Raw genomic sequence first — 16,682 nt, 5'->3', positions numbered from 1 at the left:
CCGCGGGCGCGACCCCCACCCCCGGGGCACGGCCGGTGCGGTCCCCGGGGCCGCCCCTCGGGGATGCGCGAAAGGGATCCCGCCGCCCGCCGGGGGCGGCGCCGCCCCCGGCGGGCGGCGGAGCCGGAAACCGGGTGGCCCGGCGCCCGACGTCGGCGTGAACACCCGGTGTCGACGGCACCCGGTGCCGGTCCTCGGGACCCCATCACGACACCGCTGCTCCGTTCGGGGGACCGGGGGTGTTTCGGTGGCGCGCCGGCGGTAAGAGGCGGAGAGTGGAAGGGGCCGCGGGACGCGTGGACGCGCCGGCCCCCGGAGAGAGGTGAGCGTCGGTGACCACGACGAGGGTCGGCCTGCACGGCGTGCCGGGCAGGATCAGCCTGACGGTCCGCGATCTGCGGGCGGTGCAGGATTTCTACGCCGTTGTCCTCGGGTGGGAGTACGAGCCGCGCCCCGGCAACGGGGTGGCGCAGTGCTCGGCCCTGGCCGACGGAATGGTGGTGGGCGCCCTGGGGGCGGTCTCCGGCTCGGCCGGGGTGCCGGGCGCCTGGACGCCGCACTTCCTGGTCGACAGCGCCGACCGGATCGCGGGCCGGGTCCGCGATCGCGGGGCCACCGTGGCGGTGGGGCCGCTGCGCGTCGGGGAGGGACGTGCGGTGTGGGCCGCCGACCCGGCGGGCGCGGTCTTCGGCCTCTGGGAGGGCCCCGGCGACCCGGTGTGGCGGGGCGGGTGCGGCCCGGGCGCGCCCGCCTGGCTGGAGTTGCGCACCGACGACCCCTTCGCGTCGGCCATGTTCTACGGCAACGTCTTCGAGTGGGACGCCCCCGACCACGAATACGTGGACATCGGGTTCGAGCACGACCGGGTCGTGGTGCGGGTGGAGGGTCGAACGGTCGCCCGGATGTACGGCGGCGGGCTGGAGGAGGCCCCCGACCCGATCCTGCGCCCGAGCTGGCAGGTGCACTTCCGGGTGCGGGACGTGGACGCCTCCGCCCGGGTGGCCACCGCGGCCGGCGGGTCGGTGACCCTGGGGCCGCACGACACCCCGTTCGGGCGCGGTGCCACCCTGCGGGATCCGGAGGGCGCCCTCTTCCACCTCGTGGCGGGTTGAGCCCGGTCGGCGGAACAGCGGATGCACCACACGGAACGGACCTGACATCACTTTACGTCACGTTCGGTGACATTCGACGCGTCCGGGGTACCCGGCTCCGGAGGCCCGCCCGCGTCCCGGCGGGCACCGGGAGGCGGAAGCGGGGCCCGATCCGCCCGCCGGGCGACCGAATGGCCGTAAAGCCATGGTTTCGACGTGCCGTGGGCCCGGGCCGGTGAGGAGGGTGGACCCCCCGCTCACGCGTCGTGCGGCGGGGTGCCGAAGGGACGGGAGAGCGGGATGCCCCAATCCCTCCAGGGCGGGCAGGCCGTGGGGGGCTCGCCGTCCAGGAAACGGTTCACCTCCCGGGTGAAGGCGGGTCGGATCGGCAGGTACGGGTGGGGGACCCGCAGCGGGCACACGTCCGCCTCGACGTTCTCCCCCGCCAGGCGCCAGCCGTTCGGCATCAGGGGCAGGTCGGTGGCCGAGGTGACGCTCAGTACCCGCACGTCGTCCGGCAGGGGTTGGGCCAGGATGTCCGAGGCCGCGTCCGGGGTGGCCAGGAGTTCCAGGGCCGCCGGGGCGTCGGCGTCGAACCGGAAGTCCATCAGGTCGGCCACCGGCATCAGCGACCGCAACAGATCACCGGCGACCCGCCCCGTGGCGTCCTCACCGGCCGGCGGATAACCGACCGGGCTCTCCGGGAAGGGACCGACCAGCACCAGGGCGTCGACCTGCGGGGCCCGCCCCTCGGCGATCGCCCGCCAGGCGATCCACACCGCGTGCGAGTGGGCGGCCACCACCAGCGGTCGGGGCAGCTCCCGCACCTGCTCGACGAAGACGTCCACCTGTTCGGCGACCGGTCGCTGGGTGTCCTCGGGAACGTAGGGGGCCCCGGTGACGATCGGGCAGTGGGCCGCACCGCGGGGTTGTCCGTCGCCGGGACCCGCGTAGGAGAAGTAGAAGGTGGTGTCGCAGTCATAGCCCAGCCGCTCCACCTCGGTCTCGAAGATGGCGCCCTGCCCGGAGCCGGAGTTGATCCCCGACATCAGCAGGATGGAGCCGGAGCGGGGCTCGGGCCGCGGACCGGGGTCGGCCTCCGTGCGGGTGCCGACGAACGCGCCGGCGAGGACGGCGAGGACGAGCGCCGCCACCGCGCCGCGCAGCGGTGGACGACCGCCCGGCGGACGGCGCAGCAGCAGGATCGCACCGGCCGTCGCCGCGGCCGAGACCGGCACCAGGAGAGGGATCAGGCCGGGCCACCGGTCGGCGAGCACCCCGATGCCCAGCAGGACCACGACGTACGGCAGCAGCACCTCCACCCGCAGTGCCCGGCGCCGGGAGCGGGCGACGGCGGTGCGCAGCCCCGGGGCGTCGGGGGCGCTCTGCCAGGGAACGGGCGCGGCGACCAACCACACCACCGCCAGGAACCCGATGGCCCCCCAGAACAGGCGGGCGTAGAGCAGGGCCTGGGCCATGAAGTCCAACTGGGCCGCCAGCAACAACGGGGGGAGGACGAGCAGGTGGTACAGCGCCGCGAAACGCAGCCGGCGGCGCCATGGCCCCGGTATCAGCGCGGCCAGCACGGTGATCCGCACCGTCAGGGCGAGCGTCAGCCCGAGTAGGAACACGGGGTACGAGGGCGCCCGGGCGAGCAGGATCCGCAGGTCGGTGAAGAGGTCCAGCGGGGGCAGCGCCACCGCGTGCACCACACCGGGCCATCGGGGCAGCACACCGGTGAGGGTCAGCAGGGTCACCACGGCGGCCAGGGCGGCCAGGGGCCACAGGGAGGGTTCGCCGGGGCGCGGCGCGAGGCCGGCGGCGGGCCCCCCGCTCCGGCGGGTGCCGGGTTTCCGGCCGGCCCGGCGGCTCCCGGCGGGGGTCGCCGGGCCGGCCGTGTCCGTACCCGGTGACCCGCGCGCCCCGAACGACGAGGGCGTCATGCCTTCCTCCCGCTGCTGCTCGACCCCTCCCACCGACCGCTCACCGGCTTCGCCGGGGTGTCCCCCCACCCCTCGGATACCCGGTTGTCACCGGTCGGCACGGGCAGACGCCGTTCACCGGGGCCGGCCGGTCGGTCGGTCGGTCGGTGACAACCGGGTATCCGAGGAATGGAGGCGGCATGGCGGTGCGACCGGTGTTGATCAGGCGTTCCCCGACGGTGGTGTGGGAGGTGCTCTCGGACCGGCGGCGCTACGCCGAGTGGGTGGTGGGCACCCGGGACGCCCGTCCCTCGCACGGTGACTGGCCCGAACCGGGGTCGGCGCTGCGCTACGAGATGGGGGTGGGGCCCTGGCGACTTCCCGGCCGGACGGTGGTGCGGGTGTGCGAGCCGGGAAGGCGGCTGGAGTTGGAGGCGGAGGCCGGGCGGATGGGGACCGCGCGGATCGCCGTGGAGATCCGGCCGTGGGGCGCGGACACCCTGGTGATCGTGGACGAGCATCCGCTGACCGGGCCCGGCGGGCGGCTGCACAACGCGTTCTCGGAGGCTCTGCTGCACCAACGGCACCGACGGATGCTGCGCAACCTGGCGTCGGTGGTGGAGGCCGCCGGATCGACTGCCGACTCCCCGTCCGGAGCGGTCTCCGGACGGTGATCCGGTGTCGGTGGGGCCGGCTTCCCGCGCGGGGTGTTCCCGAAGCGGTGATCCGGCCCCACCGACGCGCCGTGTCACCCGCGTTCGGCCGGGTCGGGCGCCGGGTCGGAGCCCGGGTCGTCCAGGTACTCGGGTTGCCCCGGCTCGTCGTCATCCGCGTCCCCGTCGCGGGACGGGGCGTCGGGGTCCCGGGGTTCCAACGGGCGGGTGGCCGGACCCTGGAGGACGGCGCCGTCGACATCGAAGCGCGAGCCGTGGCAGGGACACTCCCAGGCGGTCTCCACCTCGTTGAACCGCACCAGGCACCCCAGGTGGGTGCAGCGCGCGGAGAGCGCGCGCACCGTGCCCGCCGGGTCGCGGTGAACGGCGACCTTCCGTGCCCCCACCCGGACCAGGGCACCGGTACCGGGGGCGACGTCCTCCACCGAGTCCGCCTCGGCGGGGCGCAGGCGGTCGCCGACGAATTGGCGGGCGACCGTGGCCTGCAGCCCCAGGGCGCTGCCCGCCTCCCGAATGGGGTGCAGCCGACGGGGGTCGTGCATCTCGGCCCACGGCGGGGGTTCCTCCTCCCCCCGGATCAGTCCGGCCAGCAGGTCGCCGGCGACCACGCCGCCGGTCATGCCCCAGGCGTTGAAGCCGGTGGCGACGAAGGTCTTCCGGGCGCCGGCGTGGAAGGGGCCGATGAACGGGACGCCGTCGGTGCCGAAGGTGTCCTGGGTGGCCCAGCGATGGGTCTCCACCGCCCCGGGGAAGCGTTCGCGCAGCCACGTCTCCAGCCGTCGCACCCCCGGCGTCATGGGTCCGTCACCGGGCAGGAACTTCTCGCCGGTGAGGATCAGCAGGCACTGCTCCTCCGAGGCGTCCGGGCCGTGGGGCAGCGGTGCGGTGCGCACCGATCGGGTGCCGTGGTCGGGGGTGAGCGCCATGACGGAGGGGGCGGAGTCCACCGGGATCCGGGCGCCGATCACCCATTCCCGTTTGGCCTCCAGACGGCCGAAGAGCATCGCGCGGTCGAAGACCGGGTAGTGGGTGGCGATCACCACGTGGCGGGCGGTGACCTCGGCGCCGTTCTCCGTGACGACCCGACAGGGGTCGCCCTCGTGCAGTTCCACCGCCCGGCTGCGTTCCACGATCCGCCCGCCGTGGCGTTCGATGTCCTCGGCGACGGCGAGCAGCCAGGCGCGGGGGTGGAAGGCGATCTGGTCGTCCAGGCGGACGGCCGCGCGCACCGGGAAGGGCAGTCCGGTGCCGGCGCCCTCCGGCCCCTCGATCAAGGTCACCGGCAGACCGGCCTCCCGGGCCGCCTCGGCCTCGGCCCGCACGGCCTTCTCGGTGTCGGCGGTCTCCGCCCAGGTGAGCGCGGGGCGACGGGCCAGGTCGCAGTCGGCGGAGAGTTCGTCGGCGATCTCCGCGATCCGCTCCACCGCGCGCCGGTGGGCGTCGGCGTACAGGCGGGCGGTGCCGGGACCGTGCCGGTCGCGCAGTTCGGAGTAGCGCAGTCCCTGCAGGGCGGTCACCTTGGCGGAGGTGTGGCCGGTGACCCCGGCGGCGATCCGGTCGGCCTCCAGCACGAGGACCTCGTGGCCGGAGCGGGCGAGTTCGCGGGCGGTGCACAGGCCCGCGATGCCGCCGCCCAGCACCACGGTGTCCACCCGCGGCCGCTCCGAGGCGGCCAGGGTGGGCCGGGGGGTGCCGGGAGCGGTCTCGATCCACCAGGAACGCCCGGCGGGGTGCTCCCCCGCGCCGGGGGTCACGCGCTCCCCCCGCCGGTCGGGATGTGCGATGCGGACGACCCGCCGCGTTCGGCGGCGACTTCACGGTGCTCGGCCACGATCCGTTCTCCTCCTCGCTGCGTGGGGCTCTCCCCGCCGGGTCCCGATCGACCGGTCCGTCGGCGGGACGGCGGCCGGGACGGGACCCGGGAGGGAGGTAAGCGGGTGCCGTGACACGCGACGGGCTCCGGCCGGGGGGCCGGTGTCCGGTGCGCGGGACGGGATTCCCGCGTACCCGGCGCCCCGGGGGCGAAACGCCGACCGCGCGGAGCGAACGGGCTCCGCCCGGGCGTCTGTTCGCGCCGGGATCGCGGAGCGGACCATCCGCCGGGTGATGACCCGGTGCCCGATCCCCGCCGGACACCCCGGAGACCGGAACGGTCCGGACGGCGGACGGCGGGTCGTCACCCGAGGGAGGGGTCGTCATCGCGTGGCGGGTCGTGGGGCACGACCTTCCCGGGGGATGGGCACCCGGGTGGAAGGGCCGGGAACCCGGGCCGCACCTCGCCCGGCATCACATCACCGGAGGCGGGAGAACCGCCGGGGCCGGGGAAGCGGACGGCGGAGCGCCACCGGGGCACCGATCGAATCCGAACCCGGCGGGTCGGGACGGTGGATCGGACCGGCGCGTCGGCGGACCGGTGTCGGGGGCGGCGGGCGGGGTGGCCGACCGTCGCCGTGTCGTGCCCGTCCCGGGAAGGCGTCGTCCCGGTATCCGTTTCGGGCGGGCGGCCCCGGTGGGAGCGCGAAACGGGACGCGGTGGTCCACGACGGAGGGCGTGCGGGCGGGGCCGTCGGCCGGGGTTTCGTGAAGGGGATCCGCCATGAGACCTCCTCGTCCCCGGCGCCCCTCCCGGGCGCGGCCCCGTCACCGGCCGCGCCGGGATGTCGGGCACCCGGGTGTGCCGGATCGCCACCTTCCGGCCGAACGCCCCCGTCCGCGTTCCCACCCCATCACGACATGTCGGGCCCCGCACCCCGGGGACCTCACGCGGCGCGTCGACCACCGGAGCCCGGGCGCCGGGAACGACGGGCCGGCAAGAGCGCCCGCGGCGGCGCGGTGGGCACTTCGGGCGGGGCGATCGCCTCCCGGGGACGCCCCGCCCGTGCCCGGTTCCCGCCCGACGTCCCGTGCTCAGATCTCGGTCTCCGGGGTCTCGGCCTTGTCCTCGTACCGCGCCAGCGCGAGGCCCAGGCCGAAGAAGGTCGGCGCCCACTCGCCGATGAAGATGCCCCACCGGTCCGCGCGGTCCAGGCCGGCGGCCTCGGCCTTGAGGGAGGCGCCCCAGGAGAGGAAGGACATGCCGATGGAGGCGAAGGCGGCGGTGTAGGCGTGCTCGCTGCGCACACCGACTTCGTGCAACTTCTTGACGATCACGAGGACCCTCCGGATCGTTCGACGGGGTGACGGCCACCCCGGACGGTGTCTCCCACCGTCCCGGGATACCCCCGTCCGGCAACCCGGGAAGGTCCCACCGGGTCACTCCCGGATGTCGCCGTCCAGGTAGTACCACCGGCCGCCGGTGCGGCGGAAGCGGCTCACCTCGTGCAGCATCCCGGTCTCGGAACCGTGTCGCCAGTGCGCCCGGAACTCCACCGTCGCCTCGTCACCCGGGTGGAAGGGGCCGCCCCCGTCCGTGCCCAACACCTCCAGCCGTTCCCAGCGCAGCGCGGGGTCGGGGTCCACCCGGTCGGGGCGGGTGGTGGGGTGCCAGGTGCGGGTCAGGTAGGGGGCGTCGCCGAGGGCGAAGGCGCTGTAGCGCGAACGCATCAGGCGCTCGGGATTCGCTGGGATCGACTCGGCCCGGTGCGCGGGCCCGCAGCAGGCGTCGTAGGTCACCGCCTCCCTCTCGCCGATGGCGCCGCAGGGGCAGGGGCGGGGACGACGGGTGGTGCCGGAGGGGCGGAAAGCGGCCGGGGACATGCCCCATTGTGCGCACAGCCCCGGATGGCCCCGGCCCCGGGGTCATCCCTCGCGGCGGCCCGGTGGCTCGACGGGATCCCCGGTCGCACCGCCCGGGACCCTGCCGAGCACCCGGCTCAGGGCGCCGTCGCGGGCGGTCAACTCGGCGGGGGTGCCGACCTCCGCCACCCGACCGTTCTCCAGGACCACGACGTGGTCGGCGCGCCGGATGGTGGAGGGGCGGTGGGCGATCAGCACGGTGGTGCGGTCACCCGGATCGGCCAGCACGTCGGCCAGCGCCTCCTCCCCCGCCGTGTCCAGCGCGGCGGTGGTCTCGTCGAGCACCAGGATCCGGGGATCGGCGAGCAGGGCCCGGGCCAGGGCGATCCGGGCGCGCTGCCCTCCCGAGAGGGTGGCGCCCCGTTCACCGACGGCGCCGTCGAGCCCGCCGGGCAGCTCGGCGGCGATCCGGTCCACCCCGCAGCGGCGCGCCACCTCCGCCACCCGCCGGTCGTCCGCGTCGGGAGCGGCCAACCGCAGGTTCTCGGCGAGACCTCCGTGGAAGAGCGGGGTGTCCTGGCCGACCACCGCGACCGCCCCTCTCAGGTCGGCGTCCGCGACCTCCCGCAGGTCCACCGCGTCGCCGTGCCGGGGGACGAGTTCCACCGCCCCGGAGGCGGGATCCCAGAAGCGCGCCATCAGGTGGGCGCAGGTGGACTTGCCCGCCCCCGAGGCACCGACCAGGGCCACCGTCCTCCCCGCCGGTATGTCCAGGTCCACACCGTCCAGTACCGGGGGACCTCCGTAGTCGAAGCGAACCCCCCGGAACCGGACGCCCAGCGGGCCCGGCGGCACCGGCAGCGCCCGGCCCGCCGGCGGGGCACCGGCGGGGGTGCGGATGGCCGCGCCGACCCGGGCGGCGGCACCGCGCAGGCCGATCGCCCGGCCCAGGGTCTCGGCGACCTCGGCCACCGGTCCCAGGATGCCCAGGGCCAACACCACGGCGGCGGGCACCATCGCGCCGGAGAGCCTCCCCTCCGCCGCCGACGCGGCGGCCACCGCCACCACGCCGAGGACCCCGAGGATGACCGGCAGGTCGCGGGCGACGGCCGTGCCGGCCTCCAATGATGCCTCGGCGCGCTGGGCGCGCCCCACCTCCCGGCCGCACCGCGCCAGACTCCGTCGGCGTTCCTCCAGACCGCCGAAGGCCAACAGTTCGGGCAGGCCGTCCACGGTGTCCACGGTCTCGGCGGACAGGCGGGCGGCGGCCCGACGGGTGCGGGCTCCGCGCACGGCCCGGGCCCGCCGCTCCAGCACCGGGACGAGCAACAGCGCCGCGGTGGCGGTGAGCACCACCGGCAGCAGCCACGGCTCCAGCACCGCCAGGACCGCGCCCCCGGCCGTCAGCACCACCCCGCCCGCCGGTATCCGGGCGGTGGCGTGGGCGTAGAAGAACTCCAGCGCCTCGACGTCCCCCAGGGCGGTGCCGGCCAGGTCCCCGCTGTGCCGGCCTCCGGTGCGGGCCGGCGCGCCCCGGGCCGCGCCGTCGAAGACCCGGACCCGCAGTTCGGCGAGGACCCGGTAGGCCAGGTCGTGGGAGAGATCCATCTCCCACCAGGTGGTCAGGCCCCGCACGACGACCAGGGCGATCAGCGCGAGGACGACGCCGGTGGGGGGCGGGGTGCCGGTGATCACGGCGGCGCCGACCGTCCACGCGGCCACCGTGAGCAGGGCGACGAGGGAGACCTGGCCGAGCAGGGCGGCCAGGAAGGTGCGTGCCATCATCCGACGGTGACCGGCCAGGACGGGCAACAGGGCGCGCAGGGCGCCGGGGGGCGGCTCCTCCGGGTCGGGGGCGGGTTCGGCGTTCCCCGCCGACCGGGGCGGGCCGGCGTCGGGAGCCGGGTTCACGGACGGCGGGGTGTCGCGCGCGTCGGCGGCCGGCGGATCACCGGCGGCCCTCCCCGGGATGCCCCGGGCCGGGACGTGCCGGTCGGAGGCCCCGATCGGGGCCTCCGCGGGAAGGGCGTCGGCCGAGGCGTCGGGATCGGCTTCCGGGGAGGGGCGTACGGCGGGCTCGGGGGTCACAGGGCTGCTCCGCCGGCCACCGGGGCCGCCGGCGCGCCGGACGGGTTCCGGCGACCGGATGGGTCGGTGGGTTCGGACGGATCGGAGGACTCGGGCGGGTGGGAATCGCGGGGATCGGCGGGCCGGACGGGGCCGCCGGCCGCGACGAACGAGGAGTAGAGTCCGTCGGCGGCCAGGAGGGAGGCGTGATCGCCGTCCTCGACGACGCGTCCGCCGTCCAGGACCACGATGCGGTGGGCGTCCCGCACGGCGGCCGGTCGGTGGGCCACCACCAGACAGGTCCGGTCCCCCGCCGCCGCGAGCAGGTCGCGGGTGATCCGCGACTCACGGTGCTCGTCCACGGCGCTGGTCGCCTCGTCCAGCAGCAGCACCGGTGCCCGGGACAACAGCGCGCGCGCCAGGGCGAGACGTTGGCGCTGGCCACCCGAGAGGGTCTCGCCGCGTTCGCCGAGCACGGTGTCCCACCCCCGGGGCAGGGACAGGATCTCGTCCAGGATCCCGGCGGCCCGGGCGGCCCGGGCGAGATCGGTGGCGGAGGCGTCGGGACGGGCCAGCCGCAGGTTCTCGCTCACCGGGGCGTGGAAGAGATGGGTGCGCTGGGAGACCACCGCGATCCGGCGGCGCAGGTCGGCCAGGGGGAGGGTGTCGATCCGCCGGTCCCCGAGGAGGATCTCCCCCCGGTCGGGGTCGTGGTGGCGCGCCAGCAGGGAGAGCAGGGTGGACTTACCGGCCCCGGAGGGGCCGACCAGTGCGGTCACCCGGCCGGGGTCGACGGAGAAGTGGACGCCGTCCAGGGCGGGCCGGGCGGCCCCGGGGTGCCGGAAGGCGATGTCCCGGACCGTGATGCCGGGGGCACCGGGCCGTCCACCGGTCGGGAGCGTTCGGGGGCGGGGGGCCGGGGAACGGTCCCCCGCCCCCGCCGGGTCGGCCGGGTCGGCGGTCGGTCCGTGCGGCTTCGCCCTCCCCGACTTCCCCGCTCCCGCCGGGTCGGCCGGGTCGGCCGGGTCGGTGACGGACGGACGGGCCGAGCGCAGCGCGGCGATGCCGCCGGCGGCGGAGACCCCGAGGTAGCCCGAGTGCCACTCCCGCGAGAGGTCACGGATCGGGCGGAAGGCCTCGGAGGTGAGCATCAGCACCAGATACGTGGCGGTCGCCGACGCGTTCCCGCCGGCGGCGGACCAGCACGCCAGCAGCACGGCGACGACCGTGCCGCCCTGCACCGCCAGGTCGGTGAGACCGGTGTCCACCAGCGAGACCCGCAGCTTGGCCACCGTCGCCCGGTGCACCCGCTCCGATCCCTCCTCCAACCGCCGCCGGACCCGACCGACGGCACCGGCGGCGCGCAGCGCGGGCATGCCCTGCAGGGCCTCCAGGTAGTCGGCGTTCAGACGCTCGTAGCCGTCCCAGTGCTCGCCGCCACGACGTGCCAGGAGCCGGTCCCAGGCCCGGGGGGCGAGCAGCGCGAGCAGCACCGCGGCCGCCAGCACCAGGGCCGGGAACGGGGCCGGCACCAGTACGGCGACGGCCAGGAGCACCAACGGCGGGGTGATCCAGGTGACGACCAGTTGCGGCAGGTAGCGGGAGAGGTAGACGTCGCAGCCCTCGACGCCGTCCACCAGCGTGGCCCGCACCGCGCCGGCCCGGGTGCCGGTGAGGTGGGCCGGGCCGAGCCGGCCCAGTCGTTCCAGCAGCTCGTCGCGGAGCCGTACCCGGGCCTCGGCCCCGGCGGCGGCCGCGACCACCCGCTGCCGGTGGTGGAGCAGCGCCTGCACCAGGACGACCGCCGGTACCCACAGCAGCGGGGCGACGGCGGCGGCCGGGTCCGAACGGGCGACGGCGGCCAGGGCGAGGGCCAGCAGCACGGCCCGCGCCAGGTGTCCGAGGGTGACGGCGAACAGCAGGGCTCCCGCGATCAGCAGCGAACGGCGCACCGGGCGGGCGGCGGCCAGGAGCTCGGGGTGGATCATCACGGGAAACCTGCCGGAGGGGTGGGGACGGGTGGTCGGCCGTTCGGGGGACCGGGTGGTGGTGGGGTCGTGCCGAGTGCCAGGCCGTGGACGATCAGCTCCCGATTCGCCGGTCGGCCGAGGGCGGCGCCCGGGTCGGCCCCCTGCCAGGACCCGATGGGACGGCAGCCCGTGCCGAGGCGGGCGGCGGCGATCGAGGCCAGGTGGGCGGCGAAGCCGGCGCGCAGGTGATCGCGGCGGATCCGGACGGCGTCGGCGTCACCGGGGCAACCGACGGCGAACAGGATCGCGCCCGCGTCCGCCAACCAGCCCTGTCCGGCGGCGCGGGCGGCGAGCCACGGCCGGGCGTCCCCCCGGGCACGGCGACGGAGCGGGCCGCCGGGCCGCCCGGGGTCGACGGTGAACAGCCCCTCCTCGTCGGCCGCCCACCAGACCGGGTCGGGTTCCCCCGGGTCGGGCGCGCCGGGGGCCGGCTCCCCGGTGTCGGCGGCGGCGATCCGGTGGGCGTCGGCGAGCACGCGGAGCAGGGCGGCCGGGATCTCCGGGTCGGGACGGCCCGTCAGGGGAGGCGGCGCACTGCGCGGACGGGGTCCGCCGACCGTTCCCGGCGTGCCGGGCCGCGTCCCCCGGTCGTTGTCCGGTCGCTCGAGCCGGATGGTGACCGGGGGGTCGGCCCGGGTGCCGGAGAGGTCGCAGCGGGGTTCCGTGCCGAGGTCGACCGCCGCCGCGTACAGGGCCCCGGTGGCGTGGCCGAGGTCCAACAGGAGCAGCGGCGCGGCCCGGTGTCCGTAGTGGCTCACGGTGCGGCGCGCGGTGATCCCCAACTCGACGAGGATGCCGGGCGTCCCATCCGGGTCGGCCCCGGCCGGTTCGGGCAGCGGGTGCAGTCGGTGGCGCAGGGGGTGGTGGGCGTAGCGGCCGGCCGGCAACGGACCGTCGGGGCCGATCCGCACCCGTACGTCCACCGGGTGCAGGGCACCGGCGGAGGCGGCGGGGCGGAAGCGGCCCGCCGGGTCGGAGGCGACGAAGGCAGCGCGCAGCAGCCGGTCCAGGTCCGGTTCGCACCGGTCGGGACGGGCCCCGGGCACCGGCAGACCGGGGCCGGGCGGGACGGTGACCCGCGGTCCGGCCGGGGTGTCCGGGGCGGGCGGTTCCGGGCCGCGCGCCCGGGTCAGGGCGGCGGGCAGCACCCCGTCGGCGAGGAGACCACCCGGTTCGGGGTCCCCCTCGCCCCGGGGCCCGTCCCCCGGTGGGCGGGCGCCCCCGGCGGACGGCCCGGTGCCGGCGGGGAGGGTGGCGTCGTGGGGCGTACGGCTCATCCGGGCCTCACATGTGCGGGGGCGGCAGCAGGGTCAGATCCTCCGGGCCGGGGCCCCGGCCCTTCCCCCCGTCGCGCGGCCGGCGCTCGGCGAAGCGCGGACACCCCAGGTAGGAGAAGGCGGCCGGGGCGTTGGGGACCAGTCCGGAGACCAGGACCCGCACCACCCGCCAGGGGGTCTCGGCGATGTCCTCGGTGGTCAGGTCGACGCTGAACACCCGGTGTCCACCGGCGCGCAGCGCCGCCTCCAGCCGGGCGGGGCTCCCGGCTTCGATCCGGTCGACGGGCACCGTGCCGAGCGCGGGTCGGGTGAAGCGTTCGGCCAGGGGGTGCGTCCGGGGGTCGAGCCACACCTGCACATGCGCGCCCAGGTCCCGGACGGCCTCGCAGCGCGGTCCGGCCGCGTCGAGGTAGCGGCGGTCCTCCCGGTGGTCCAGGTACAGCCCCCGGGCCAGCAGGCCGGCCTCCACCGCCCGGAAGACCCACCCGTCGGCGTCGATCAGTCCGAGGGTGAAGACCCGGGTGTGCACGGCCTCCAGGACCGCCTTGCGCGCGGCCTCGGCCGGGTCCCAGCGACAGGCGAACCCGGCCGCGTGCAGCCCGCGCGCCGGGTCGTGGACGTGGGCGGCGACGCAGGGCGCGAACTCGGAGGGCATCTCCACCAGGGAGACCTCCAGGTCGGTGCCGGCCAGATCCTCCGTCAGCCCCGGCACGCTCGCCGGGTCGATGCCCCGGGCGGGGGTGTCCAGGTGCCACCACAGTTCGAGGGCGTCGCGCTCGACGACCTCGAGCAGGCCGCGCTCGCGGGCGTCGTCGATTCCCTCGCCGGTGGCGATGCCCGCGTAGTTGAGGTGGTGGGTGCGGGGCAGGTCGCGCAGGGATCGCCGTCGCCAGTTGAGGTGGCTGAGGGAGACGGGTACCAGGCAGGGGACGGTGCTCCCGTCCGGCAGGTGTTCCCCGCCCCACGCCCACAGGGCCGGGGTGTCCCCGGTCAGGGGGCGGTAGGGGAAGCCGGGGGTCTCCAGTTGCCAGGCGGCGTGGGTCGGGAGGTCCGTGGGGCCCTGGATGTTCTCGCCCCGGGCGAGGAGTTCGTCGGCGGTGGCGCGGACGGGGGTGTCGGGCCGGCCCGGGGGCGGAAGCCGGTTGCCGCAGTAGCGCTCCACGGCCTCGGCCACCGCCGCCAGCCGGGCTCCGTCGGGGTCGCCGAAGGTGGTCCCCAGGGAGACCCGGTCGGCCGGCCAGTCGCCCAGATGGCGGGCGTCGGAGACCTCCGCGGTCATCGCGGTGTAGCGGGTCGGGGTGTCCTCGGGGTGGGGCACGGGGGCGACGGAGCGGACGATCCCGCACACCGGGTCGACCAGGGTCTCCCAGGGCAGGGGGGCGGGCGCCGGGTCGCCGGTGGGCGAGGGGAGTCCGGGGGCGCCGGAGGTGCCGGGGTCGGTGGTGTCCGCGGGGGCCGGGAGGGTCATCGGCAGAGCTCCTCGACGGGGTCGACGGGCGGGATCGGGGACGGCACCGGCGCGGCGGGGCTCCCGCCCGGGGCGGGGTCGCCGACCATCGGTAGCGGTAGCCACAGCGCGGTGCCGGCGGGCAGCACCGTGCGCCGGCTCGGCAGCAGACGCCGGGCGGTCACGGGGTTCTCGCCGGTGTGCGGGTTGCGGGCGTGCGCCGGGTGGTGGTGCCCGGCGATCTCCAGACGCAGCCGGGTACCGGCCGGGAGGCGGCGGGCCATCGGGGGCAGCGGCACGGTGACGGAGGCGGTTCGTCCGGCGGGGTCCCGGCGTCGGACCACACCGGTGACGGTGGTCGGCGATCCGTCCCCGGGCGGCAGGACGGTCAGTCGCACCGCCCAGTCGGCGACGGGGGTGTCGGCGACACAGGTCAACCGCACCTCGGGTTCACCGACGACGTGGAGGGGTTCGGTCAGCGGTCCCAGGACGGCGGTGCACCGGTCGGGGGTTCCGGTGGTGGGAACGGTGAGGTCGTCGGAGCGCACCGGCCGCTCGGGGTCGGCCGTGAAGGCGGCGCCGCGCAGGAGGCGCAGTGCCGCGCCGGCCCGACCGGGGGGCGGGCCGGCGTCGCCGGGACGGGTGTCCGTGCCGGGGGTCCCGGCCGGGTGGGTGTCGGCCCGCAGCGGGTGGACCGACCACCGGGCCGGCTCCGTCCCGTCGAACGGCAACCAGTGCGGGGTGCCGCCGAGGGCGACGGCTCCGCCCCGGCCGGGGATCGATCCGCCGGCCAGGGCCGCGCGGGCCCAGCGGGCCCAGAGGTCGCCGAGCGGCAGCCGGTGGGCCGGGTCGGCGTCCGGCCCGGGTTCCGCGATCAGGCGGTGCCCCCAGGGGCCGAGCAGCAGTCGGGCGGAGGGGCCTCCCCAGCTCCGCCACAGTCGCAGGGCCTCGGCGGCGAAGGGATCGCCGGTGCCCGCGACGACCAGGAGCGGCACCCGGGCGCCGGGAGCCCGGCGCAACACCTCGCCGGGGCCGGTGTGTCGCCACAGATCCGGCCAGGAGGGTAGGGGCCGACCCCCGCGCAACGGCAGGTCCACCACGGGGAGCGCGGTGAGGAGGCGGGGGTCTGCGTCGAGGGCGGCGTCGAGCGCGGTCTCGTCGGAGTCCGGACGGTCGCCGTGGGCTGCCCACCAGCCGGCGCGGGCCAGGAGACGTTCGGGGCCGGTCTCCTCCCGGGCGGTCTCCGTCGGGCCGAGGGCGGGGACCGCGGCGATGACCGCGTCCGCGCCGCGCGGGGCGGGGGCGCCGGGCCCCGGTGCGCCGGGGCCGAGGCCCTGGAGGAGGGCGCAGTGGGCGGCGTAGGAGGAGCCGACGGCGACGACGCGGCCGTCGCTCCAGGAGCGCGCCCGGATCCACCGGGCGGTGGCGACGCCATCGGCCGCCTCGTTGCGGTAGGGGCTCCAGTCGCCGGCGGAGCCGTGACGGCCGCGCACGTCCTGCGCGATGGCGACGAACCCGCGGCGGGCCCAGGCGCGCAGCTCGGCGTGGTGCCGACGGCGGTCGTAGGGGGTGCGGATCAGGACCGTGGGGAAGGGACCCTCCCCCGGCGGCAGGCAGACGTCGGTGGCCAGGGCGCTGCCGTCGGCGGCGGGCACCCGGTGGGTGCGCGGGGTGGTAAGGGTCGCCGAACCCCCGGGGTCGGGACGACCGGCCGGGGCACGCGGCGCGCGGGGGGCCGCCGGCCGGGCGGTGGGGGCGGGTGCGCGCAGGGTGGACGGCGTGGGTCCGGACCCCGGGTTCACGCGGACGCCTTTCGCGGTATCGGGAGGGGGGCGACGGCGGGGACCGGGAACACGGGGTGGGTGGTGACCGTACCGGTGGCGGAATCGAGGCGGCGCAGACGCCGACGGACCGGCGGGAGCGCGGTGTCGGGCGGGAGCACCCCGCACACCTCGGCGAGGTCGGCGGCCAGTATGGAGGCCAGGAGCGCGCGGGTCTCCACCGACAACGGCGGGGCCGGTTCCTCCACCGCCGCTCCGCGCCAGTGGGCGGCCAGTTCGCGGTGGGCGGGGGTGGCGGCCAGTCGGCGGGCGCGCACGTGGGCGGCGGTGACGTCGCCGGGTTCGAGGGCGGGCGGTTCGATCCACACGATCGCGCCCTCGCGGTGGCAGTACTGCCGAGGGATGCCGAGCGCGAGGAGGTGGTCGACGAGCTCGTGGTCGATCCGGTGGGCGGTACCGGGGTGCCCGTCGGTCTCCCCGGCCGGGGAGACCGACGGAACGGCGCACAGGACCACGGCGGAGGGGCGGTCGACCGCCGGATCGGCGGATCCGGTGGTCCGGGCGTCGGCACCGAGGGCGCGCAGCGCCCGGGCGACGTCGGCGGCGGTACCGGGGTCACCGATCACACGGACGTCCCGCAGGGCGGCGGGAGGCGCGGGGGCGGGGCCGTCGGGCCGCACGGCGGTGGCGTGGGGCCGGGGAACCGTCGTGGTGGGGG

At 77.1% G+C, this 16,682-nt stretch carries 12 protein-coding genes; 2 read left to right on the top strand and 10 right to left on the bottom strand.

The window, feature by feature from the left end; all coding sequences use genetic code 11:
• The first annotated feature begins 332 nt into the window (after positions 1-332).
• Positions 333-1,112, top strand: a complete 780-nt coding sequence (locus tag LZF96_RS25645) for a VOC family protein (RefSeq protein ID WP_233877140.1) — start codon at positions 333-335, stop codon at positions 1,110-1,112.
• A 236-nt stretch (positions 1,113-1,348) separates the two neighbouring features.
• Here LZF96_RS25645 and LZF96_RS25640 read toward each other — a convergent pair whose 3' ends face one another.
• Positions 1,349-3,034: a hypothetical protein gene (locus LZF96_RS25640; RefSeq protein ID WP_233877138.1), complete on the bottom strand. Its 1,686-nt coding sequence runs from the start codon at positions 3,032-3,034 to the stop codon at positions 1,349-1,351.
• Positions 3,035-3,213: 179 nt separating this feature from the next.
• Here LZF96_RS25640 and LZF96_RS25635 point away from each other — a divergent pair, with 179 nt between their 5' ends.
• Entirely contained in the window at positions 3,214-3,687 is a 474-nt protein-coding gene (locus LZF96_RS25635) for an SRPBCC family protein (RefSeq protein WP_233877136.1), read from the top strand.
• A gap of 74 nt (positions 3,688-3,761) precedes the next feature.
• On the opposite strand, the gene LZF96_RS25630 is transcribed toward LZF96_RS25635, so the two are convergent.
• From LZF96_RS25630 to LZF96_RS25590, 9 genes are all read right to left on the bottom strand, one after another.
• On the bottom strand, positions 3,762-5,441 hold the full coding sequence (locus tag LZF96_RS25630; RefSeq protein WP_233877134.1) for an FAD-dependent oxidoreductase: 1,680 nt from the start codon (positions 5,439-5,441) through the stop codon (positions 3,762-3,764).
• A gap of 1,153 nt (positions 5,442-6,594) precedes the next feature.
• Positions 6,595-6,837 (bottom strand): hypothetical protein, encoded by a 243-nt coding sequence (locus tag LZF96_RS25625; RefSeq protein ID WP_233877132.1) that lies wholly within the window; start codon positions 6,835-6,837, stop codon positions 6,595-6,597.
• A gap of 102 nt (positions 6,838-6,939) precedes the next feature.
• The gene (locus LZF96_RS25620; RefSeq protein ID WP_233877130.1) at positions 6,940-7,383 is read right to left on the bottom strand and encodes a YchJ family protein; all 444 of its coding nucleotides are present in this window, start codon (positions 7,381-7,383) and stop codon (positions 6,940-6,942) included.
• Positions 7,384-7,425: 42 nt separating this feature from the next.
• Positions 7,426-9,273 carry an ABC transporter ATP-binding protein gene (locus LZF96_RS25615; RefSeq protein ID WP_374203332.1) on the bottom strand — a complete coding sequence of 616 codons (1,848 nt, stop codon included), beginning with the start codon at positions 9,271-9,273 and terminating at the stop codon, positions 7,426-7,428.
• 173 nt (positions 9,274-9,446) lie between these two features.
• Positions 9,447-11,420 (bottom strand): ABC transporter ATP-binding protein/permease, encoded by a 1,974-nt coding sequence (locus LZF96_RS25610; RefSeq protein WP_233877128.1) that lies wholly within the window; start codon positions 11,418-11,420, stop codon positions 9,447-9,449.
• Positions 11,417-12,736 carry a SagB/ThcOx family dehydrogenase gene (locus LZF96_RS25605; RefSeq protein WP_233877126.1) on the bottom strand — a complete coding sequence of 440 codons (1,320 nt, stop codon included), beginning with the start codon at positions 12,734-12,736 and terminating at the stop codon, positions 11,417-11,419. The genes LZF96_RS25610 and LZF96_RS25605 overlap by 4 nt, the downstream gene beginning before the upstream one ends.
• Before the next feature lie 7 nt (positions 12,737-12,743).
• Positions 12,744-14,204, bottom strand: coding sequence for a YcaO-like family protein (locus LZF96_RS25600; protein ID WP_233877124.1), 1,461 nt, complete (start codon positions 14,202-14,204; stop codon positions 12,744-12,746).
• The gene (locus LZF96_RS25595; protein ID WP_233877143.1) at positions 14,201-15,838 is read right to left on the bottom strand and encodes a CocE/NonD family hydrolase; all 1,638 of its coding nucleotides are present in this window, start codon (positions 15,836-15,838) and stop codon (positions 14,201-14,203) included. Before LZF96_RS25595 ends, LZF96_RS25600 begins: the two co-directional genes overlap by 4 nt.
• A 143-nt stretch (positions 15,839-15,981) precedes the next feature.
• Positions 15,982-16,682: hypothetical protein (locus LZF96_RS25590; protein ID WP_233877122.1), on the bottom strand; the 701-nt coding region annotated here is incomplete at its 5' end.

This window comes from Streptomyces sp. ST2-7A (genome assembly GCF_021390475.1).
GTDB lineage: Bacteria > Actinomycetota > Actinomycetes > Streptomycetales > Streptomycetaceae > Streptomyces.
The sequence above is the reverse complement of the archived record's forward strand: the minus strand, read 5'-3'. Positions and strand labels throughout refer to the sequence as shown.

What these genes read in the sequence shown, in the direction of transcription:
- LZF96_RS25640 (WP_233877138.1), bottom strand. Translation starts at nt 3,034, where the DNA reads ATGACGCCCTCGTCGTTCGGGGCGCGCGGGTCACCGGGTACGGACACG.
- LZF96_RS25635 (WP_233877136.1), top strand. Translation starts at nt 3,214, where the DNA reads ATGGCGGTGCGACCGGTGTTGATCAGGCGTTCCCCGACGGTGGTGTGG.
- LZF96_RS25620 (WP_233877130.1), bottom strand. Translation starts at nt 7,383, where the DNA reads ATGTCCCCGGCCGCTTTCCGCCCCTCCGGCACCACCCGTCGTCCCCGC.
- LZF96_RS25605 (WP_233877126.1), bottom strand. Translation starts at nt 12,736, where the DNA reads ATGAGCCGTACGCCCCACGACGCCACCCTCCCCGCCGGCACCGGGCCG.
- LZF96_RS25600 (WP_233877124.1), bottom strand. Translation starts at nt 14,204, where the DNA reads ATGACCCTCCCGGCCCCCGCGGACACCACCGACCCCGGCACCTCCGGC.